Origin of the sequence: Streptomyces sp. B6B3 (assembly GCF_039871525.1) — a bacterium.
GTDB lineage: Bacteria > Actinomycetota > Actinomycetes > Streptomycetales > Streptomycetaceae > Streptomyces.
This window is the reverse complement of sequence record NZ_JBDPLU010000002.1, coordinates 646242-666339: the sequence shown is the minus strand read 5'-3', so window position 1 is coordinate 666339 and position 20098 is coordinate 646242. Positions and strand designations below refer to the sequence as shown.

The 20098-nt window shown below is 73.6% G+C and carries 17 protein-coding genes; 15 read left to right on the top strand and 2 right to left on the bottom strand.

Features of this window, described 5'->3' with window-relative positions; all coding sequences use genetic code 11:
• Positions 1-523: 523 nt before the first annotated feature.
• From ABGB06_RS07190 to ABGB06_RS07150, 9 genes are all read left to right on the top strand, one after another.
• Positions 524-1444: a 4-(cytidine 5'-diphospho)-2-C-methyl-D-erythritol kinase gene (locus ABGB06_RS07190; RefSeq protein ID WP_347586380.1), complete on the top strand. Its 921-nt coding sequence runs from the start codon at positions 524-526 to the stop codon at positions 1442-1444.
• On the top strand, positions 1437-3269 hold the full coding sequence (locus tag ABGB06_RS07185; RefSeq protein WP_347586379.1) for an ABC-F family ATP-binding cassette domain-containing protein: 1833 nt from the start codon (positions 1437-1439) through the stop codon (positions 3267-3269). The genes ABGB06_RS07190 and ABGB06_RS07185 overlap by 8 nt, the downstream gene beginning before the upstream one ends.
• A gap of 239 nt (positions 3270-3508) precedes the next feature.
• Positions 3509-5467: a PQQ-binding-like beta-propeller repeat protein gene (locus tag ABGB06_RS07180; RefSeq protein WP_347586377.1), complete on the top strand. Its 1959-nt coding sequence runs from the start codon at positions 3509-3511 to the stop codon at positions 5465-5467.
• Positions 5468-5503: 36 nt separating this feature from the next.
• The gene (locus tag ABGB06_RS07175) at positions 5504-6235 is read left to right on the top strand and encodes a response regulator transcription factor (protein WP_347586375.1); all 732 of its coding nucleotides are present in this window, start codon (positions 5504-5506) and stop codon (positions 6233-6235) included.
• Positions 6236-6345: 110 nt separating this feature from the next.
• On the top strand, positions 6346-7407 hold the full coding sequence (galT, locus tag ABGB06_RS07170) for a galactose-1-phosphate uridylyltransferase (RefSeq protein ID WP_347586373.1): 1062 nt from the start codon (positions 6346-6348) through the stop codon (positions 7405-7407).
• A complete protein-coding gene (galE, locus tag ABGB06_RS07165) occupies positions 7404-8402 on the top strand; it encodes a UDP-glucose 4-epimerase GalE (protein ID WP_347586372.1) in 999 nt (332 codons plus the stop codon). Before galT ends, galE begins: the two co-directional genes overlap by 4 nt.
• Positions 8399-9604 carry a galactokinase gene (galK, locus tag ABGB06_RS07160; protein ID WP_347586370.1) on the top strand — a complete coding sequence of 402 codons (1206 nt, stop codon included), beginning with the start codon at positions 8399-8401 and terminating at the stop codon, positions 9602-9604. The genes galE and galK overlap by 4 nt, the downstream gene beginning before the upstream one ends.
• A gap of 277 nt (positions 9605-9881) precedes the next feature.
• Positions 9882-10655 (top strand): response regulator transcription factor, encoded by a 774-nt coding sequence (locus ABGB06_RS07155; protein WP_347586368.1) that lies wholly within the window; start codon positions 9882-9884, stop codon positions 10653-10655.
• Positions 10656-10771: 116 nt separating this feature from the next.
• Positions 10772-13000, top strand: a complete 2229-nt coding sequence (locus ABGB06_RS07150) for an MMPL family transporter (RefSeq protein WP_347586366.1) — start codon at positions 10772-10774, stop codon at positions 12998-13000.
• Between the two features lie 98 nt (positions 13001-13098).
• Here ABGB06_RS07150 and ABGB06_RS07145 read toward each other — a convergent pair whose 3' ends face one another.
• Positions 13099-13935 (bottom strand): undecaprenyl-diphosphate phosphatase, encoded by an 837-nt coding sequence (locus tag ABGB06_RS07145; RefSeq protein ID WP_347586364.1) that lies wholly within the window; start codon positions 13933-13935, stop codon positions 13099-13101.
• A 232-nt stretch (positions 13936-14167) separates the two neighbouring features.
• Here ABGB06_RS07145 and ABGB06_RS07140 point away from each other — a divergent pair, with 232 nt between their 5' ends.
• The 3 genes from ABGB06_RS07140 to ABGB06_RS07130 all read left to right on the top strand — a co-directional run bounded on the left by ABGB06_RS07140 (position 14168) and on the right by ABGB06_RS07130 (position 16533).
• Entirely contained in the window at positions 14168-14590 is a 423-nt protein-coding gene (locus tag ABGB06_RS07140) for a VOC family protein (RefSeq protein ID WP_347586362.1), read from the top strand.
• Positions 14591-14779: 189 nt separating this feature from the next.
• A complete protein-coding gene (locus ABGB06_RS07135; protein WP_347586360.1) occupies positions 14780-15589 on the top strand; it encodes a serine protease in 810 nt (269 codons plus the stop codon).
• Positions 15590-15723: 134 nt separating this feature from the next.
• A complete protein-coding gene (locus tag ABGB06_RS07130; RefSeq protein ID WP_347586358.1) occupies positions 15724-16533 on the top strand; it encodes an arylamine N-acetyltransferase in 810 nt (269 codons plus the stop codon).
• 19 nt (positions 16534-16552) lie between these two features.
• On the opposite strand, the gene ABGB06_RS07125 is transcribed toward ABGB06_RS07130, so the two are convergent.
• Positions 16553-17362, bottom strand: coding sequence for an SAM-dependent methyltransferase (locus ABGB06_RS07125; RefSeq protein WP_347586356.1), 810 nt, complete (start codon positions 17360-17362; stop codon positions 16553-16555).
• A 109-nt stretch (positions 17363-17471) separates the two neighbouring features.
• On the opposite strand from ABGB06_RS07125, the gene ABGB06_RS07120 reads away from it, so the two are divergent.
• From ABGB06_RS07120 to ABGB06_RS07110, 3 genes are read left to right on the top strand one after another with little or no spacing between them, the layout of a single operon-like run.
• The gene (locus ABGB06_RS07120; protein WP_347586354.1) at positions 17472-17873 is read left to right on the top strand and encodes a small secreted hydrophilic protein; all 402 of its coding nucleotides are present in this window, start codon (positions 17472-17474) and stop codon (positions 17871-17873) included.
• Between the two features lie 40 nt (positions 17874-17913).
• Positions 17914-19320, top strand: a complete 1407-nt coding sequence (locus ABGB06_RS07115) for an ATP-binding protein (protein WP_347586609.1) — start codon at positions 17914-17916, stop codon at positions 19318-19320.
• The gene (locus ABGB06_RS07110) at positions 19317-20015 is read left to right on the top strand and encodes a response regulator transcription factor (RefSeq protein WP_347586352.1); all 699 of its coding nucleotides are present in this window, start codon (positions 19317-19319) and stop codon (positions 20013-20015) included. Before ABGB06_RS07115 ends, ABGB06_RS07110 begins: the two co-directional genes overlap by 4 nt.
• Positions 20016-20098: the final 83 nt, after the last annotated feature.

The following is a 20098-nucleotide window of genomic DNA, read 5'->3' as shown; positions in this document are numbered from 1 at the left end:
CATCCAGCGGGTCGGCCCCTTCCTGGCCCGACCCGGCCTGCCGGCCGGACCCGGCTCGGCAACGGGCGCCGATCCGCCGCGACGGCGGTCGGCGCGTCCGCCCGTCCGACGGCGACGTCGTCCCGGCCGCGACACCCCTCCGCCGGCCGGGCCCGTGCCTGGCGCCGAGGCCGTCGGTGTTGCCGGTCGCGCCGTCCCGGTGGTGGTCGGGGGCCCAGTATCGGCCGCGACAGCGGACGGCCCTGCCCGTGGGGTCGCCTCGCTCGGTGGCGACGGGCCCCGTGCGGCGCATTGCACGTGCCTGCGGTCCGCCGTCCCGGCCGCGACACCGCTCCGCCGGTCGTGCCGGGTGCCGGGTGCCGGGGGCGGCCGGCGTCGGGCGTTGCCGGCCGCGCTGGGCCGGCGGCCGTCGGAGAGCCGGGACATCGCCCGGCTCCCGACCGCCTGGGCTCCGTGGGGCCCTGGCCCAACCGTTCGTCGGGCCCGGTCGTGTCGGGCCCCGTATCGAGGAAATGAGCTCGCCGTGTCCTCCGTCACCGTTCGCGTCTCCGGCAAGGTCAACGTGCAGCTGGCCGTGGGCCCGCCGCGCCCGGACGGGTTTCACGATCTCGCCAACGTCTTCCTCGCCGTCGCGCTGCACGACCGGGTCACCGTGACCCCGGCCCCGCGCCTGACGGTGAGCTGCGCGGGCCCCGGCGCCGAGCAGGTGCCGCTGGACGGCGACAACCTCGCCGCCCGCGCCGCCACCGTGCTCGCCGCGCACCACGGCCGGGCCCCCGACGTGCGGCTCGACATCGCCAAGGACATCCCCGTGGCCGGCGGCATGGCGGGCGGCAGCGCGGACGCCGCCGCCGCGCTCGTCGCCTGCGACGCGCTGTGGGGCACGGCCACCCCCGCCGCCGAACTGGCGGAGCTGGCCGCCGGCCTGGGCTCCGACGTGCCGTTCGCGCTGCTCGGCGGCGCGGCGCTGGGCGAGGGGCGGGGCGAGCGGCTCACCCCGCTGCCCGTGGGCGGCACCTTCCACTGGGTGTTCGCGCTGGCCGACGGCGGCCTGTCCACCCCCGAGGTGTACCGCGAATGCGATCGGCTGCGCGCCGCCGCGGCGGACGACGTGCCCGCGCCGCGCCCGGACGGGGCGCTGCTCGCGGCGCTGCGCGCCGGTGACGCCGCCGCGCTCGCCGCCCGGCTGGACGCGGCCAACGACCTCCAGCCGGCCGCGCTCTCGTTGCGCCCCGCGCTGGCCGACACCCTCGCCGCCGGGCGGGCGGCCGGCGCGCTGGCCGGACTCGTCTCGGGTTCGGGACCCACCTGCGCGTTCCTCGCCGCCGACGCGCCGGGCGCCGCGGCGCTGGCGGCCCGGCTGTCCGCCTCCGGCACCTGCCGGACGGCCCGCGCGGCCACGGCCCCCGCCGCCGGTCCGACTACCATCGAGTCCCATGCCTGAGTCCCCCGCCGCACCCCGGAAGAACCTGGTCAGCCTGGAATCCGTCAGCAAGGACTACGGCACCAGGACCGTCCTCGACCGGATCTCGCTCGGCGTCGGCGAGGGCGACCGGATCGGCGTCGTCGGCCGTAACGGCGACGGCAAGACCACCCTCATCAGCATCCTGGCGCGCCAGCGGGAGCCGGACGGCGGGCGGGTCACGCACGCCGGCGGCCTGCGGCTCGGCGTGCTCACCCAGGGAGACTCGCTCGACCCGGCGGCCACCGTCCGCGAGGCGGTCATCGGAGATCTGGCGGACCACGAGTGGGCCGGCCAGGCCCGCGTCAGGGACGTGCTGACCGGCCTCTTCGGCGGCCTCGACCTGCCGGGCCTGCCGCAGGGCCTGGACACGGTGATCGGCCCGCTGTCCGGCGGCGAGCGCCGCCGGGTGGCGCTGGCCGCGCTGCTGATCGCCGAGCAGGACCTCATCGTGCTGGACGAGCCGACCAACCATCTCGACGTCGAGGGCATCGCCTGGCTCGCCGAGCACCTGCGGGCCCGCCGTTCCGCGCTGGTGGTGGTCACCCACGACCGCTGGTTCCTCGACCAGGTCTGCACCCGCATGTGGGACGTGCAGCGCGGCGCCGTGCACCACTACGACGGCGGCTACAGCGACTACGTCTTCGCCCGCGCCGAGCGGGAGCGCATCGCGGCGGGCGAGGAGGCCAGGCGGCAGAACCTGATGCGCAAGGAGTTGGCCTGGCTGCGCCGCGGCGCGCCGGCGCGCACCAGCAAGCCGCGGTTCCGGATCGAGGCGGCCACCGCGTTGATCGCGGACGTGCCGCCGCCCCGGGACAGCGGCGAGCTGGTCAGGTTCGCCAGCGCGCGGCTCGGCAAGACGGTGTACGAGCTGGAGGACGTCACCCTCCGCGCCGGCCAGGGGCCCGACGCCCGGACGCTGCTGTCGCGGCTGACCTGGCAGCTGGGGCCCGGCGACCGGGTGGGCCTGGTGGGCGTGAACGGCGCGGGGAAGACGACGCTGCTGCGCGCGCTGGCCGCCGGCCGGGCCGACGCCGGCCGGGTCACCGTCGGCCGGACCGTGCGGCTGGCGTACCTGTCGCAGGAGGTCGCCGAGCTGAACCCCGAGTGGCGGCTGCTGGAGGCGGTCGAACAGGTGCGCTCCCGCGTCGACCTGGGCCGTGCTCGGGAGATGACCGCCTCGCAGCTGTGCGAGCGCCTGGGCTTCACCAAGGAGCGGCAGTGGACCCCGGTCGGCGACCTGTCCGGTGGTGAACGGCGGCGGCTGCAGATCCTCCGGCTGCTGATGGACGAGCCCAACGTGCTGTTCCTCGACGAGCCGACGAACGACCTGGACATCGAGACGCTGGCGCAGCTGGAGGACCTGCTGGACGGCTGGCCGGGGTCCCTGGTGGTCGTCAGCCACGACCGCTACTTCGTCGAGCGGGTCACCGACCAGGTGTTCGCGCTGCTCGGCGACGGCACGCTGCGGATGCTGCCGCGGGGCATCGACGAGTACCTGGAACGGCGCGCGGGGCTGCGGCAGGCGGAGGGGCGGGCACCGGCCCCGGCGGCAGGGAAGGCCGCGGCGGCGGCCGCCCCGGCCAAGCCGGCGGCCCGGCTGGCCCGCGCGGCGCAGAAGGAGATCCAGCGCATCGAGCGGCAGTTGGACCGGCTCGGCGAGCAGGAGTCGGAGCTGCACGGCGAGATGGCGGAACACGCCACGGACTTCGAACGGATCGCGGGGCTCGACGCCCGACTTCGGGAACTCGGCGAACGGCGCGACGAGTTGGAGACGCGTTGGCTGGAGCTGGCCGAGGAGGCGTGAGCCGGTCGGCCGGCATGGGGCACCTCCCAGGCCCTCAGGGCCTGGGGGAGGGCCGCCGCCCGGGGAGATCTCGGACGGGTCACGACCGGGTACCGGACGGAACCGGCCGGGCCAGTGTCACAGTCCGGTGGTAAAAAGGGCTTTGCTCACAGAGATCTGATCGCGCCGATCCCACCGGTCGCGCCGATCACCGGGCCAGCACCGGGTGTTCCTTCCAGCGTCCGGTTCAGGGGGAAGTCATGTCGCAGCCACCGCCATCGCACCAGCCTCAGCATGGCGCGTCCCCGGGTGGCGGCTTCGGCCCGCAGACCCCGCCGCCGGCGCCCAACACGCCGCCGTCCGCCCCGCCGCTGCCGCCCGCCGGCCAGCCGGGCCAGCCGGGCTACGGCTACCCGCAGCAGACGCCCCCGCCGTCCCCGCAGCCGGTGCGGAAGGCCCCGGAGCCGCCGAGCCAGCCCGCGCAGCAGCCGGCGCCGCACCCGGCAGCGCCGCAGGGCCCGTACGGCTATCCGCAGCAGCCGGGGCCGGGCCCGCAGCCGGCACCGCCCGGGCCGCAGCAGCCGCACGCGCAGGGCCAGCCGCCCTACGGGTACCCGCAGCCGCCGCCGCCCGGCGGCCAGGGCTTCGGCGCCGCGGCCCCGCCGGGACCGTACGGCCCGAGCCACACGCCGCCGCCGGGGGCCATGCCCCCCGGTTGGGGTCCTCCCCCAGGCCCTGGGGGCCTGGGAGGTGCCCCCATGCCCGGCATGGCGGGCCTGCCGGGCACGCCGCCGCCCGGCCAGGGCAAGGCCAACGGCTCGCGCATCGCCCTCATCGTGGCCGCCGTGCTCGTGCTGCTGCTGGCGGCCGGGGGCGGCGCCGTGCTGGTGTTCTCCGGCGACGACGAGAAGAAGCCCAGCGCCGACCCCACGACGGGCGACGGCGACGGCGGCGGGGGGAACAGCGGGGAGGGCGACCTGCCCGCCGAGCCGGTCGCCGCCGCCCTGGCCTGGCAGACGGCCGGGCCCGACGTCAGCGCGGAGGACATCATCCTCGGCGCCCGCGGCAGCTGGATATCCGGCGACACCCTGGTGCGGACCCTGGACGACGCGGTCGCCGGGTACGACCTGGAGACCGGCGAGGAGGCGTGGCGCATTCCGCTGGAGCTGAGCGGCGGCGACTGCAACGCTTCGCCGACCGCCTCGGCGGACCGCATCGCGGTGCTCCAGGGCCGGGACTGCGAGGTGCTCACGGTGATCGACATAGCCGCCGGCGAGGAGATCAACACCATCCCCCTGGAGCTGGACGCCGGCTATCTCACGGACACCACGTATCCCGCGTTCCTCGGCGACACCATCGCGCTCGGCTGGGGCACCGGAGGCGCCGGATACGACGCCGCCTCGGGCGAGCAGCTGTGGACCACGTCTTCCGAGGAGGACTGCCCGGAGGTGGCGTACGCGGTGTTCGACGACCTGTTCGTCTCGCAGACCTCGTGCGGTTTCGTCGGCGACGAGGGCGGCAGCATCCGCGCCACCGACGAGGCGGGTGACGAGCTCTGGGAGTGGGAGTACGGCCCGGAGTACCAGGGCAGGGAGCTGAGGGTGCACTCCGTCGTCTCGATCGATCCGCTGGTGGTCACCGCCTGGCTGGACGACGACATCGAGCAGGAGAGCATCTTCGTCATCGACGAGAACCACCAGGAGATCTCGCACGCCCTGGACTACGACATCGACCACTACAAGTCGCCCTGCATGATCAACACGCTGAACGACTGCAAGATGTCCGTGGTCCACGACGGCTTCCTGTACCTGGCGAGCAGCACGTCGGGCGAGGAGAACGCGGTGGTCGCCTTCGAGTTGAGCAGCGGTCAGCCGCTCTACGAGGTCGGGCCCGACGACTCGGACGGTGGCCCGTCCTCGGACGCCTTCCGGGAGATCCGGCCGTTCGCGGTCGAGGACGGCAGGATCCTGGCGTACCAGCGGGACACCTGGGACGACTCACGTCCGGGCATGGTGGTGGCCATCGACCCCGCGACGGAGGAGGCCACCCCGCTGATGACCCTCGATCCGGCCGCCTCGGCGGTGGAGTCGGCGGCGGGTTCTCCGACCGATCCGCAGGAGCTGCGCCTGATCTGGCACGACAACACCCTCTTGATGCTCACCGAGGCCTTCTACGAAGGTGACCTGGAGGAGCGCGAGGCCACTCTGGTCTATCGCTGAACCGGCTCCGACGGCGGCCACGATGGGTGAGGCGTGATGAGCGTACGTGTCGTGGTCGTCGACGACCGACGGCTGGTGGCCGAGGCCCTGGCCTCGGCGCTGCGGGTGCGCGGGCACCGGGTGCTGGGCGCCGGCGCGCCGGTGTCCCGGGCCGCCGAGCTGGTGGTCAGCAAGCAGCCGGAGGTCTGCCTGCTGGGCGCCGCCCACCCGGAGGAGCCCGGGGCGCTGGAGCCGCTGCCGCGGATCCGGCGCGAGGCGCCGCGGGTCGCGGTGGTGGTGCTGGGTCCGGTGCCCCAGCCGCTCGGCGTCGCGGCCGCGTTCGCCGCGGGGGCCCGCGGCTACGTCAGGCACGACGAGCGCATCGAGGGTGTGGAACGCGCCATGGTGAAGGCGCGGGCCGGGGAGGCGGCGGTGTCGCCGCAGCTGCTGCGCGAGGCGTTCGCGGAGCTGCTCAATCCGCGTAGCGCGCCGGACGCGGAGGGCGCCAGGCTCGCGGGGCTGCTGACGGACCGCGAGGCCGACGTGCTGGTGCGGATCGTGGAGGGCGAGGACACCCGGCGGATCGCCGCGGGTCTCGGCGTCGCGCCGAGCACGGCGCGCACCCACGTGCAGCGGCTGCTGACCAAGCTGGGCACCGCCTCCCGGTTGGAGGCGGCGGCGCTGGCCGTGCGCACCCGGCTGCTCGACCATCTCCCCGCGGTCCCGCCGGCCGCCCCGGTCACTCCGGTCACTCCGGTCACTCCGTTCCCCTCCGATCGCCGCGACTGAAGCCTCATCGATCTTCTTTTCTGCACCCCACCCTTTGACGAATGCTGTAGTCGCATGCTTCATTATGTTTAATTCTGTTCGAGTGGCGCCCCAGGGGGCAGGCGAAAGACATGAAGCGAACCGCGACCCGACTGGCGGACGGCCGTGAGCTCATCTATTACGACTCACACGACGGAGCGGCCCGTGACGCCATCGACCGGCGGCCGCTCACGCCCGCGGCCACCAGCTCCGAGGTGCGGTTCAACGCACTCCTCGGGGAGCATGTTGGCTACGCCGCGCACCGGCAGGGCCGCACCTACCACCCGCCCGCGGACCAGTGCCCGCTCTGCCCGTCCCGGGGCGACCGGCTGAGCGAGATCCCGGCGGAGAGCTACGAGGTCGTGGTCTTCGAGAACCGGTTCCCGTCGTTCAGCGGCGATCTGGGCCGTTGCGAGGTCGTCTGCTTCACCTCCGACCACGAGGCGTCCTTCGCGGGCCTGACGGAACCGCAGGCCGCGCTCGTGCTGGACGCCTGGATCGACCGCACCGCCGAGCTCAGGGAGCAGCCGGGCGTCCGCCAGATCTACTGCTTCGAGAACCGCGGCCCGGAGATCGGCGTGACCCTGGGTCACCCGCACGGCCAGATCTACGCCTACCCCTACGTCACGCCCGTCACCGAGCGGATGCTGCGCCGGGTCGCCGAGCACCGCCGCGACACCGGGGGCAACCTTTTCGACGAGGTGCTCGACGCCGAACGCGTCGCCGGCCGTCGCGTCGTGCTGGACGGGCGGCACTGGACCGCCTTCGTGCCGGAGGCCGCCCGCTGGCCCTACGAGGTGCACCTCTATCCGCAGCGCCGGGTGCCCGACCTGCTCGCGCTGGACGAGGCGGAACGCGCCGAGTTCCCCAAGCTGTACCTGGATCTGCTGCGCAGGTTCGACCGGCTCTTCGGCCCCGAGGCCCCGCCCACCCCGTATATTTCCGGCTGGCACCAGGCGCCGATCGGCACCGAGGGCGTTCCGGCGGGTGCGCGCGACGACTTCGCGCTGCACCTGGAGCTGTTCACCATCCGGCGCAGCCCCGGAAAGCTCAAGTACCTGGCCGGCTCGGAGTCGGGCATGGGTGCCTTTGTCAGCGATGTTCTGCCGGAGGCGGCGGCCGACCGGCTGCGAGAGGTGGCGAGCGGGCAGTGAAGTATCTCGTGACGGGCGGCGCAGGGTACGTCGGCGGTGTGGTGGCCGGGCATCTGCTGGCCGCCGGGCACCAGGTGACCGTCCTGGACGACCTCACCACCGGATTCGCCCAGGGCGTGCCGCCGGGCGCCGAGTTCGTCGAGGGCCGGATCCAGGACGCCGGCAAGTGGCTGGACCGCAGCTACGACGCCGTGCTGCACTTCGCCGCCTGCTCCCAGGTCGGCGAGTCCGTGACCAACCCGGAGAAGTACTGGCGCAACAACGTCGGCGGCACCCTGGAGCTGCTCCGCGCGATGCGCGACGCCGACGTGCGCACCCTGGTCTTCTCCTCCACCGCCGCGGTCTACGGCGAGCCGGCCGGCAGCCCGATCACCGAGGACTTCCCGACCGCCCCGACCAACCCGTACGGCGCCTCCAAGCTCGCCGTCGACCACATGATCACCAGCGAGGCCGCCGCGCACGGCCTGGCCGCCGTCTCGCTGCGCTACTTCAACGTGGCCGGCGCGCACGCCCCGGAGGCCGCGAGCGGCTCCGGGTGGCTGGGGGAGCGGCATGACCCGGAGAGCCACCTGATCCCCATCGTGCTCCAGGTCGCCCAGGGCCGGCGGGAGTCGATCTCCGTCTACGGCACGGACTACCCGACCCCGGACGGCACCTGCGTGCGCGACTACATCCACGTCGACGACCTCGCCGAGGCGCACCTGCTGGCCCTGGACGCGGCCACCCCCGGCGAGCATCTGATCTGCAACCTCGGCAACGGCAACGGCTTCTCGGTCCGCGAGGTGGTCGCGGCCGCGCGCCAGGTGACCGGCCACCCGATCCCGGAGACCGCCGCCGACCGCCGGGCCGGCGACCCCGCCGTGCTGGTGGCCTCGGCCGACCGGGCCCGGCAGCGCCTGGGCTGGCGTCCCAGCCGCACCGACCTGGCCACGATCATCGCCGACGCCTGGGCCTTCGCCCAGCGCGTCGCCACCGAGGGAGACCGCACCCCATGACCACCACCCAGGACGACCGCGGCGAGCTCGACCGGGCGGCGCACGCGGCCGCCCGGCACCGGGAGCTGTTCGGCACCGAGCCCGAGGGCTTCTTCGCGGCCCCGGGCCGGGCCAACCTGATCGGTGAACACACCGACTACAACGACGGCTTCGTCATGCCGCTGGCGCTGCCGCACATCACCACCATCACCGCCTCGCGCCGCGCCGACCGGCTCCTGCGGGTGCACTCCCGGGACGTGCCGGGACCCACGGTGGAGCTCTCGCTGGACGGCCTCACCCCCGGCACCGTGAAGGGCTGGGCCGGCTACCCGGCCGGCGTGGCCTGGGTGCTGCTCGGCGCCGGCCACCGGCTCGGGGGCGCCGACCTGTACGTCGAGTCCGACGTGCCGACCGGCGCGGGACTGTCCTCGTCCGCCGCGCTGGAGGTCGTCACCGCCCTGGCGCTCAGCGAGCTGAACGGCCTCGGCCTGACCCCCGAGGAGTTGGCCCGCCACTCCCAGCGCGCGGAGAACGACTTCGTCGGCATGCCCTGCGGCATCCTCGACCAGATGGCGTCCGCCTGCTGCGCCGCCGGGCACGTGCTGTACCTCGACACCCGCGATCTGAGCAGCCGGCAGGTCCCGTTCGACATGGCCGCCGAGGGACTGCGGCTGCTGGTGATGGACACCCAGGTGAAGCACGCGCACGCCGACGGCGCCTACGGGCAGCGGCGCGCCGAATGCGAGGCGGGCGCCGTCGCCCTCGGCGTGCCGGCGCTGCGCGACGTGGCGTACCCGGACCTGGACGCGGCCCTGGCCCGGCTGGACGCCACCGGGCTGGACAACGGCGTGATCCGGCGCCGGGTCAGGCACGTGGTCACCGAGGACCGCCGGGTGGAACGGGTCATCGAGCTGCTGGAGGCCGGCCGTCCCCGGGAGATCGGCCCGGTGCTGACGGAGGGCCACGCCTCGCTCCGCGACGACTTCGCCGTCTCCTGCCCGGAGTTGGACCTGGTGGTGGCGGCGAGCACCGAGGCGGGCGCGCTCGGCGCCCGGATGACGGGCGGCGGCTTCGGCGGCTCGGCGATCGTGCTCGTGGAGGCGGACGCCACCGCGGCGATCGGCGAGGCGGTGACGGCGGCCTTCGACGCGGCCGGTCATCGTCGGCCACGCATCTTCGAGGCGCTTCCCTCGGCGGGCGCCCGCAGGGGCGCCCTACCCTGATCGCCCGGCCTGAACACCCGTTCCGGATTGTGACTTTATCGATACGACCACTTTGGCGAAATCCCTTCCGCCATCGGCCCGCGGCCGTAGTCTGAGATCAGCACCGGTGGGGGCTGGTGCTAATCATCAGGGGGCGAGACAGGTGGGTGCGACGCCCACGGCCCGACGCCGATGCCGGACGGCGGCGGCCGTGCGGTTGAGCGGAGTCGAGGTACGGTGCGCCGCGCCCACCGAGCCCCAGCGCGTTTCCCGTATCAGGCGCGTCCCAGGGGTCGCTGTGGATCGAGTCCGGGTGCTCGTGGTTGACGAGCACCGCATCTTCGCCGAATCGCTGGCTACCGCGCTCACCGCGGAGCAGGACGTGGAGGCGACGGCCGTGGGCAGCGTGCCCGCCGCGCTGCACCTGATGGAGCGGGCCCGCGCGGCCAACGAACACCCCTTCGACGTCCTGCTGATGGACGTGGACCTGGACGGCGCGATCCTTTCCGCACCCGACGGGCGGGGTGACCTCCAGTCCGGAGGCCCGGCGTCCGTGGGCGGCGAGGCGGCGACCGGCGGCGTGGGCGGCGAGTCGGGCGGCGGCCCCTCGCTCCTGGCCGCGGCGCACCAGCGTTATCCCGGCATCCGATCTGTCATGCTCGCGGCATATGACGACCCGTTCCGGGCCGCCCAGGCGCTCGCCGCGGGCGCCTGCGGCTGGGTCGCCAAGGACAGCTCGCTGGCCCGTCTGCTCCAGGTGCTGCGCGGCGTGCTCCGCGACGAGACGCACGTGCCGCCGGCGCTGCTGACCGGCGTGCTGCGCGAGTTGACCCGCGAGCGCCGGCACCGGGACGAGCACGAACGGCTGGTGGAGTCCCTCACCCCCCGCGAGCTCGAGGTGCTGCGCTGCATGCTGGCGGGCCTCGGCCGCAAGGCGGTCGCCGAGCGGCTCTACCTCTCCCCGCACACCGTCCGCACCCACATGCAGAACGTGCTGAGCAAGCTGGGCGTGCACTCCACCCTGGCCGCCGTGGCCCTGGCCCGGCGCGCCGGGATCCCGCCGGCCGAGTAGGGGAGCCCCACCCCCGGGGGTGTACCTCGCACCACCCCCGTCCGTCGCCCTGCCTCCCGCCGACCGGGGTCCTGACCGGCTGGGGAGCGCGCCGCCGTGTTTCTAGCGTCAGGGGCATGACGAACGGACTTGATTCAGGGCCCCCGCAACGAGGGCTGGCCACGCGCCTGGGTGGCTGGAGCACGCGGCACCGGAAGACCGCGATCTTCGGCTGGCTGCTCCTCGTGGTGCTCGCCGCCGTGGTCGGCGGCGGCTCGGGCTTCAGCGAGATGTCGGACTCGGAGAACGGCGCGGGGGACTCGATGCGCGCCGCCGAGATCCTGGAGGAGGCCAACCTCACCCCGCCGTCGAGCGAGTTGGTCATGCTGCGCAGCGACCAGCCGGACGGCTGGCGGGCGGCGGCAGACGATCTGGCGGGCCGCCTGGTGGAGACCGGCGAGACGGAGCGGCTGGCCGATCCGGTCCGGTCCGAGAACGGCCGTGAGGCGCTGATCTCCTTCGACATGGCCGGCGACCCCGACACCGCGGCGGACCGGGTGGAGCCGGTGATGGAGGCCGTGGCGGCCACCGAGGAGGCGTTCGCGGACCAGGGCGTGGAGATCCACCAGTTCGGCGACGCCACCGGCGAGAAGGCGCTCGGCGACCTGCTCTCCGAGGACTTCAGGACCGCCGAGATGACGGCCGTGCCGCTGGCGCTCGGCATCCTGCTGGTGGTCTTCGGCGCGGTCGTCGCCGCGCTGCTGCCCGTCTTCCTGGCGCTGACGGCCTGCGTGGGCACGTTCGGGCTGCTGGCGCTGGCCAGCCACCGGGTGCCGATGTTCGAGACCACCAACTCCGTGATGTTCCTGGTGGGACTCGCCGTCGGGGTCGACTACTGCCTGTTCTACCTGCGGCGGGAGCGCGACGAGCGGGCCGCGGGCCGGGACGCCCAGACCGCGCTGCGGATCGCGGCGGCCACCAGCGGCCGCGCGGTGCTGATCTCCGGGCTGACCGTGGCGGTCGCCATGTCCGGCATGTTCCTGTCCGGGCTGCTGCTCTTCCACGGTTTCGCCGTCGCCACCATCCTGGTGGTGCTGGTGGCCATGCTCGGCTCGGTCACCGTGCTGCCCGCCATGCTCTCCTGGCTCGGCGACCGCATCGACGCCGGCCGCATCCCGCTGCTGAACCGGCGCGGGCGCGGCAGCCGGCGGGCCCACGCCAGCGGCGGGATCTCGGGGCGCCTGATGCGCCCGGTGCTCGCGTCGCCCAAGGCGTTCGCGGTGGTGTCGGGCGCCGCGCTGCTGGTGCTGTGCGCCCCCGCGTTCGGCATGAAGACGGAGAACCTCGGCCTGGAGAAGCAGTTCGGCTCCGAATCGCCGCTGACCGTGGCGTACACGGAGATCACCGGCGCCTTCCCCGGCGGCCCCGAACCGGCCGAGGTCGTGGTCCGCGCCGACGACGTGACCTCGCCCGAGGTGCGGGCGGCGGTCGCCGACCTCGAGAACGCGGTGGCGTCCTCCGACGCGTTCGGCACCCCGACCACCACCGTGCACGAGTCCGTGAACGTGACCGTCATCGACGTGCCGCTGGACGGCAACGGCTCGGACGACGTCTCCCGGGACGCCCTCGACACCCTGCGCGACGACCTGGTCCCCGACGCCTTCGCGCAGGTCACCGACGAGGCGTACGTCGGCGGGGCCCTGGCCGAGTCGATCGACTTCACCGACCAGCTCAGCGGCGACATCGCCCCGGTGCTGCTCTACATCGCCGCCGTGACGTTCGTGCTGATGCTGCTCTGCTTCCGCTCGGTGCCGATCGCGCTCGTCTCGATCGTGCTCAACCTGCTGTCCGTGGGCGCGGCGTACGGCGTGATGACCGCCGTCTTCCAGCACGGCTGGGGCGCGGAGACGCTCGGCATGGAGCCGGCCGGCGCGATCGAGGCGTGGATGCCGCTGTTCGTGCTGGTGATCCTCTTCGGCCTGTCCATGGACTACCACGTCTTCGTGGTCTCCCGGATCCGCGAGGCGCACGACCGGGGCCTGGCCACCCGGGAGGCCATCCGCGAGGGCATCCGCGCCACCGCCGGTTCGGTGACCGGCGCGGCGGCCATCATGATCGCGGTGTTCTCGGTCTTCGCCCTGCTGCAGATGCAGGACATGCAGCAGATGGGCGTCGGCCTGGCGGCCGCGGTGCTGGTGGACGCGACGCTGGTGCGGATGGTGCTGCTGCCCTCGGTGATGGCGCTGCTCGGCGAGCGGAACTGGTACCTGCCGCGCTGGCTGGGCTGGCTGCCCCGCCTGGAGCACGGCGAACAGCCGCGGCCCGCGCCCCAGCCCGACCGGACCCCGGTCTCGGCCGGCCGCTAGGCGCCGTCTGACCCACAGCGCCCGAGCACCGAACCGAGAACGGGGGGATGCCCCGACGCCGGCCACCGCCGGCGTCGGGGCATCGGCGCGTCGCGGGCTCAGGTGGCGCTGAGCGTGCCGGTGGCCAGCAGGACGAGCAGACCGGCGCCCAGTATCACGCGGTAGTTGATGAAGAGCGTGTACCTGTGCCGGGCGATGAACTTCAGCAGCCAGGCGACGGCGACGTAGGCGACGGCGAAGCTGGCCACCGTCGCGACGATCGTCGCCCGCCAGCCGACGCCGTGGGTGATGGCGTCGAACTCGGTGACGAACTGGAATCCGCCCGCCGCGGTGAGCGCGGGCACGGAGAGGAAGAACGACAGCCGGGTGACCGTGACCCGGTCGAGCCCGCGCAGCAGACCGGCCGACATCGTGGCGCCCGAGCGGGACACGCCGGGGACGAGCGCCAGACACTGCACGAGCCCGATGACCAGGGTGTCCTTCCAGGTCACGTCCTTCTCGACGCGGTTCTGGGCGCCCCTCCGGTCGGCGTACCACATGGCCGCGCTCCACAGCAGCAGGGCGGAGCCGACGAACCACAGGCTGCGCAGGGTGGTTTCGATCGTGTCCTTGAAGAGCAGGCCGACGATCCCGATCGGGACCGCGCCGAGGACGACGGCCCACGCCAGCGCGTAGTCGGGGTCGTTCCGCCCCTGGGCCCGCAGCACGCCCCGGAACCACGCGCCGATCAGCCGCCGGAAGTCGGCGCGGAAGTACAGCAGCGTGGCCAGGACCGCCCCGACCTGGATGATCGCCGTGAACGCGGTGATGTCGGGGTCGTCCGTGGAGTACCCCAGGAGGCGCTCCAGGATGGTGAGATGCCCGGTGCTGGAGACGGGGAGGAACTCGGTGAGTCCCTCCACGACACCGAGAAGGAGCGCTTCCGCAGTGCTCACGTGGCCTCTTCGTCGCAGGTCTTCGATGTCCCGTGTCCCACGCCGGGCGGCGGCCGGCGGCGGAGACTCCAGAGACCGTACTGGATCGCCGGGCGCGGACCGCGCACCGGCCGCCCGGGCCGCCGTGGCCCTAGGTCCGGGGCCCGAGGGCGGTCAGGGTCCGGGGCCCGATGCGGTGCCGGCGGGGGCGCTCCTACGCTCGACCGGCAGCCGCACCGCACGAAGGAGCACCATGCCCGCCGACGCCGCCAGCCTCGCCCAGGCCCACGTCCGGATCGCCCGCCCGTCCCGCGACCTCGCCGCGGCCGAACGCTTCTGGTGCGCGGGGCTGGGCCTCTCGGTGCTCTGGCGGATCGAGGGTGGCGACCAGCCGGGCGAGCACTCCCTGCTGATGCTGGGCTGGCCCGAGGCCACCTGGCATCTGGAACTGGTGCACGATGTGGCCGAGCCCGTGGCACCCCGGCCCACCGAGGAGGACCTTCTGGTCATCTACCTCGACGGCCCGGTTCCCGACGACCTCGTCGCCCGCCTCACCAGCCACGGCGGCGCGCGGGTGGCGCACTCCAACCCGTACTGGAACACCTGGGGCACCACGATCCTGGACCCCGACGGCTACCGCCTCGTCCTCTGCACCCGTGCCTGGCCCATGACCTGACGGCGCGTTTCCGATCATCGCCCGGGCCCACCGTGCTCTCGGAACAGCCCAGATGGTGGCACGTTCGTACATTTTCGCACGCAAAACGCGCAACTAGCGTCCTCACTGCCTGGCCGCCGCCGCCCAGCGGCGTCGCCAGGCGCAGTCGTGACCACAGCGTCACGCCTCGAACCACAGTGAGGGAGCAGCATGACAGTCCAGTTCCGACGCCGCGCCAGGGCAGCGTTCGCCCTGGCCGCCGCCGTCTTCTCCGCCGTCATCGCCACCACGGTCGCCGTGCCCGCGGCCGCCACCGAACAGCCCACCACCCGCGTGGTGGGCGGTACCCCGGCGACCACCGACGACTACCCGTACGTCATGCAGGTCTCGACCGGCGTGGTGCCGCGGTGCGGCGGCGCCCTCGTGGCGCCGACGAAGGTCGTCACCGCCGCCCACTGCGTGAGCGGCCTGTCGCCCAGCCAGCTGATCGTCGTCGGCGGGCGCGACGAGCGCCAGGGCACCAGCGGCACGGAGGTGCAGGTCGGCGACTTCTGGATACACCCGGACTACGACGGCGACACCAACGTGGCCGACGTGGCCGTGATCACCCTCACCGAGGAGATGCCGTACGAGCCGGTGCCGTTCGTCGCGCCGACCGACACCGGCCTCTACGCCCCCGGCACCATGACCCGCCTCCTGGGTTGGGGCCGGCTCGGGGAGAACGGGCCCGTCGCCGACCAGCTGATGACCGCCGAGGTTCCGGTCGTCTCGGACGCGGACTGCGAGGCCGCCTACGAGGACTTCACGGTGCAGTACGACGCCGCGACCATGGTCTGCGCCGGCCTGCCCGAGGGCGGCGTGGACACCTGCCAGGGCGACAGCGGCGGGCCGCTGGTGATCGACGGCGTGCTGGCCGGCGTCGTCTCCTGGGGCGAGGGCTGCGCCCGCCCCGACGCCCCCGGCGTCTACGTCCGACTGACCACCTACTCCGCCGACGTGGCCGCGCAGATCGCCGCCTAGCACCTCCGATCCGTCCCGCCCGGGAGGCCACCCCGGGCGGGACCGCCTTCGGCCGCCGGTCGACCACGGAGGTAGGTCGAGGCGTAGGTCCCGGGGGCGATGACGGGGACGCGGGAGGATGAGATAACGGAGGCATGACGGATCTTCGGGTGGGTGCCGGGCAGGTGGCCGCGTATCTGGTGCGGCTCGGGGTGGAGCGTCCCGCCGCGGCGGACGCGGCGGCGCTGCGGGAGCTGCACGAACGGCACCTGCGCGGCGTGCCGTTCGAGAACCTGAGCATCCATCTCGGCGAGGAGATCGTGCTGACGCCGAAGGACCTGGTGGACAAGGTGACGGTGGCCCGGCGCGGCGGGTTCTGTTACGAGCTGAACGGCGCCTTCGCCGCACTGCTCACCACCCTGGGGTACCGGGTGACGCTGCTCGCCGCCGGCGTCTTCGGCGGCGAACGGCTGGGCCCGCCGTTCGACCACCTCGCGCTGCGCGTCGAAGCCGCGGACGGCAGCGGGCCGTGGCTGGTGGACGTGGGCTTCGGGCGGCACAGCACCCATCCGCTGCTGCTCGACGAGCGCGGCGACCAGCGCGATCCCGGCGGGGTGTTCCGGATCGTCGAGGGCCCGGACGGCGACCTGGACGTCCACCGGGACGGCGAGCCGCAGTACCGGCTGGAGCGACGTCCGCGCGCGCTCTCCGACTTCGAGATGGCCTGCTGGTGGCAGCGCACCTCGCCGCGTTCGCATTTCACACGGTCGCCGGTGTGCACGTTGCTCACCGAGACCGGGCGGATCACGTTGAGCGGTCGCACGCTGGTGACGACGGACGCCGGCGGCCGGCGCGAGGCCGAACTCGCCGACGACGCGGCCGTGCTGGCCGCCTACCGCGACCGTTTCGGCATCGTGCTGGACCGGGTGCCGTCGGCCGACGTGGTGGCGTCCCGCGCCCGTTGACCTCGCGCGCGGGGTGCGGTCAGGGCTTGCGGCCGACGCCGCAGAAGGCGTCCACCGCGTCGGGCGGCCCGAACGGCGTCGGCTCCGGCCGCCAGTGGGAGCAGGAGACGATGCCCGGCTCCACCAGCTCGAGACCCGAGTTGGTGAAGAACCGGCCGATGGCCTCGGGCGTGCGCAGCACCAGCGACGCGGAGCCGCTGGCGTTCCACAGCTCGACGATCCGGTCGGACGCCTCCTTGTGCACCACGTTGGTGCCGTCGTACAGCGTCAGGAAGCTGCCGGAGGGCAGCGCGTCGAGCAGCGCGCCGACGATGCCGTACGCCTCGTCGTCGTCGGTGACGAACTCCACGATGCCCATCAGCATCAGCGCGACCGGCCGGTCGAGGTCCAGGGTCCGGGCGGCCCGGCGCAGGATGGCGGCGGGGTCGCGCAGGTCGGCGTCGATGTACGCGGTGACGCCCTCGGGCGTGCTGGTGAGCAGCGCGCGGGCGTGCGCGAGCACCAGCGGGTCGTTGTCCACGTAGACGACGCGGGACTCGGGCGCCACCCGCTGCGCGATCTCGTGGGTGTTGTCCACCGTCGGCAGGCCCGTGCCGATGTCCAGGAACTGGCGGATGCCCGCCTCGCCGGCCAGATAGCGGACGGCGCGGGCCAGGAACGCCCGGGAGGTGCGGGCCAGCGTGGCGACCTCGGGGAGGATGGCCAGGATCTGGTCACCCACCTCGCGGTCCACGGCGTAGTTGTCCTTGCCGCCCAGCCAGTAGTTCCAGATGCGGGCGACATGCGACACGCTGTCGTCGATCGCCTGGGGCGCTTCCTCGGCAGTCACAGGACCATACAAGCACAGCACGTGACGTCACCGAGGGCGGGATCCAGATGAGAACTCCTTCATCTTCCCTTCATCCGGCGGCACGCAGTCGACCAGCAGCCTGGTGGGCATGACCTTCTCGCACCGCATGGCGACCCTGGCAGCCGTCGTCCTGATACCCGTCGGCATCGCCGGCACCAGCTACCTGCTCAGCGACGAGCCCGAGAAGCCGTCGGTACCCTCCGAGGTGGAGTTGGAGGACCCGCGGGACGGCACCCCCACCGGCGGCGACGCCGAGTCCACCGCGCCACCCGACGGCGACGCGTCCACCGGACCGTCATCCGACCCCAGCGAGTCACATCAGCCCGATGAGTCGAACGAGCCCCATGAGGAAGTCGTGCCGGCGCCCTCCGCCACCGAGGGACCCCTCGGCGACGAAGGAGACGACACGGACGACGGCAACGACAACAACGACGACACCGCCGACGACGGCAACGACGGAGGCGACGAGGACGCCGACGACGACGGGTGACCGTGCCCGGGGGCCCTCGCCGCTCTCCGCCCGGTTCCGCATTCTGCTCTGGCTGGTGGCCGTCATGGCGGTCGCCCTCACCACCGTCGTGCTCACCACTCGCTCGATCCTGCTGAGCGACGTGAACGAGCGGGTGGCGCAGATACTCGCGCAGGAGGCCTCGGAGTTCGACAACTTCGTCGCCCGCGGCCTCGACCCCGACACCGGCCAGCCGTTCACCGAGGCCCGCCGGCTGCTGGCCGTCTACCTGGAACGCCAGTACCCCGACCCGGACGAGGAACTGCTCGGCCTGATCCGCCACGAGCCGAGCCCCACCGTGATCAGGCAGCCGCGCGAGATCCCGTCGGACCTGCCGCTGTACCAGGACGCCGCCTCGCTGGAGCTGATCGCCGACGACCCCGCAGGCTCGGGCACCCTGCACCGCCCCAGCGGCGAGGTCCGCTGGGTCAAGGTCGAGATCGCGGCGGACGCCGACGAGCCCGAGGCCATGTTCATCGTCGCCTACCACAGCGACCACAGCCGCGCGGAGGCCGAGGACGTGGTCAGCGTGCTGCTCGCCATCTCCGGCGTCGCGCTGCTGATGACCTGCGTCATCGGCTGGGCCGTCGCCGGCGGCATCCTGGCGCCGGTCCGGCTGGTGCGGACCACCGCCGCCCAACTGACCGAACAGGACCTGACCCGGCGCATCCCGGTCCGCGGCCGGGACGACATCTCCGCCCTCGCCGAGACGTTCAACGGCATGCTCGACCGGCTGGAGCGGGCGTTCACCGCGCAGCGCCGCTTCGTGGACGACGCCGGGCACGAACTGCGCACCCCCATCACCATCGTCCGTGGCCACCTGGAGCTGATGAGCCTCGGCGAGGGCCCGGAGGGCGCCGCCGAACGCCGCGAGACGCTGCGCCTGGTCACCGACGAACTGGACCGGATGAGCCGCATCGTCGAGGACCTGCTGCTGCTCGCCAGGGCCGAGCGGCCCGACTTCGTGCAGCCGGCGCCGGTCCAGCTCGCCGAGCTCACCGCCGACGTGTTCGTGAAGGCCAGGGCGCTGGGCGCCCGCCGCTGGGAACTGCCCGAGGTCGCCGGCTGCGAAGTGGTGCTGGACGCCCAGCGCATCACCCAGGCCATGGTCCAACTCGCACAGAACGCCGTCCAGCACACCGCCCAGGGGCAGACGGTGCGGATCGGCTCCCGACTGGTCGGCGGCGCCCGCGGCCTGGTGGAGCTGTACGTGGCCGACAGCGGCACCGGCGTGCCGGCCCAGGAGGCGTCCGTCATCTTCGAACGCTTCCGCCGCGGCGGCGCGGTCCGGCGCGGCTCGCGCGGCGCCGGGCTCGGCCTGTCCATCGTCAAGGCGATAGCCGAGGGCCACCGCGGCCGGGTGGAACTGCGCCCCACCCCCGGCGGCGGGGCCACCTTTGTACTCGTCCTGGAAGGGTCACCCCCGTGAACCGGATTCTCATCGTCGAGGACGAGGAGCGCATCGCCTCCTTCGTCGAAAAGGGCCTCAAGGCCAACGGCTTCATCACCACCGTCGCCGCCGACGGCGACACCGCGCTCGACTACGCCTGCACCGGCGGCTTCGACCTGATCGTCCTGGACATCGGGCTGCCGGGCCGGGACGGCTTCACGGTGCTGCGCGAGATGCGGGAGGCGCGGGTGACCACGCCGGTGATCGTGCTGACCGCGCGGGACTCGGTCAGGGACACCGTCGCCGGCCTGGAGGGCGGCGCGGACGACTGGATGACCAAGCCGTTCCGCTTCGAGGAACTCCTGGCCCGGGTGCGGCTCCGGCTGCGCACGGCGGCCCGGGCGCCGGAGATCACGGTGCTGCGCAGCGGCGACCTCAGCCTGGACCTGCGCACCCGGCAGGCGCGCGCCGGCGACGCGGTGGTGGACCTGACCGCACGCGAGTTCGTGCTGCTCGAACTCTTCCTGCGGCACCCCGGACAGGTGCTGTCCCGGGAGCAGATCCTGTCTCACGTCTGGGGCTACGACTTCGACCCGGGGTCGAACATCGTGGACGTGTACGTGCGGGCGCTGCGCAAGAAGCTGGGCGTGCACCGGGTGGAGACGGTGCGGGGCATGGGCTACCGACTCCCGCACCGACCCGAGGTGGACGAACTGACGCCCTACCGCCGGTAGCCCGGGCGCCAGCCGCGAGCGGTCGCACGCCAGGCCGCCGTGGGACGGACGCGCCGGGGACGCCGCCTGCCGGGATGAAGGCG

Coding starts and splice junctions, on each gene's coding strand:
- galT (WP_347586373.1), top strand. CDS start 6,346: ATGAAGCGAACCGCGACCCGACTGGCGGACGGCCGTGAGCTCATCTAT.
- ABGB06_RS07135 (WP_347586360.1), top strand. CDS start 14,780: ATGACAGTCCAGTTCCGACGCCGCGCCAGGGCAGCGTTCGCCCTGGCC.
- ABGB06_RS07175 (WP_347586375.1), top strand. CDS start 5,504: ATGAGCGTACGTGTCGTGGTCGTCGACGACCGACGGCTGGTGGCCGAG.
- ABGB06_RS07120 (WP_347586354.1), top strand. CDS start 17,472: ATGACCTTCTCGCACCGCATGGCGACCCTGGCAGCCGTCGTCCTGATA.
- ABGB06_RS07150 (WP_347586366.1), top strand. CDS start 10,772: ATGACGAACGGACTTGATTCAGGGCCCCCGCAACGAGGGCTGGCCACG.
- ABGB06_RS07185 (WP_347586379.1), top strand. CDS start 1,437: ATGCCTGAGTCCCCCGCCGCACCCCGGAAGAACCTGGTCAGCCTGGAA.
- galK (WP_347586370.1), top strand. CDS start 8,399: ATGACCACCACCCAGGACGACCGCGGCGAGCTCGACCGGGCGGCGCAC.
- ABGB06_RS07180 (WP_347586377.1), top strand. CDS start 3,509: ATGTCGCAGCCACCGCCATCGCACCAGCCTCAGCATGGCGCGTCCCCG.
- ABGB06_RS07130 (WP_347586358.1), top strand. CDS start 15,724: ATGACGGATCTTCGGGTGGGTGCCGGGCAGGTGGCCGCGTATCTGGTG.
- ABGB06_RS07140 (WP_347586362.1), top strand. CDS start 14,168: ATGCCCGCCGACGCCGCCAGCCTCGCCCAGGCCCACGTCCGGATCGCC.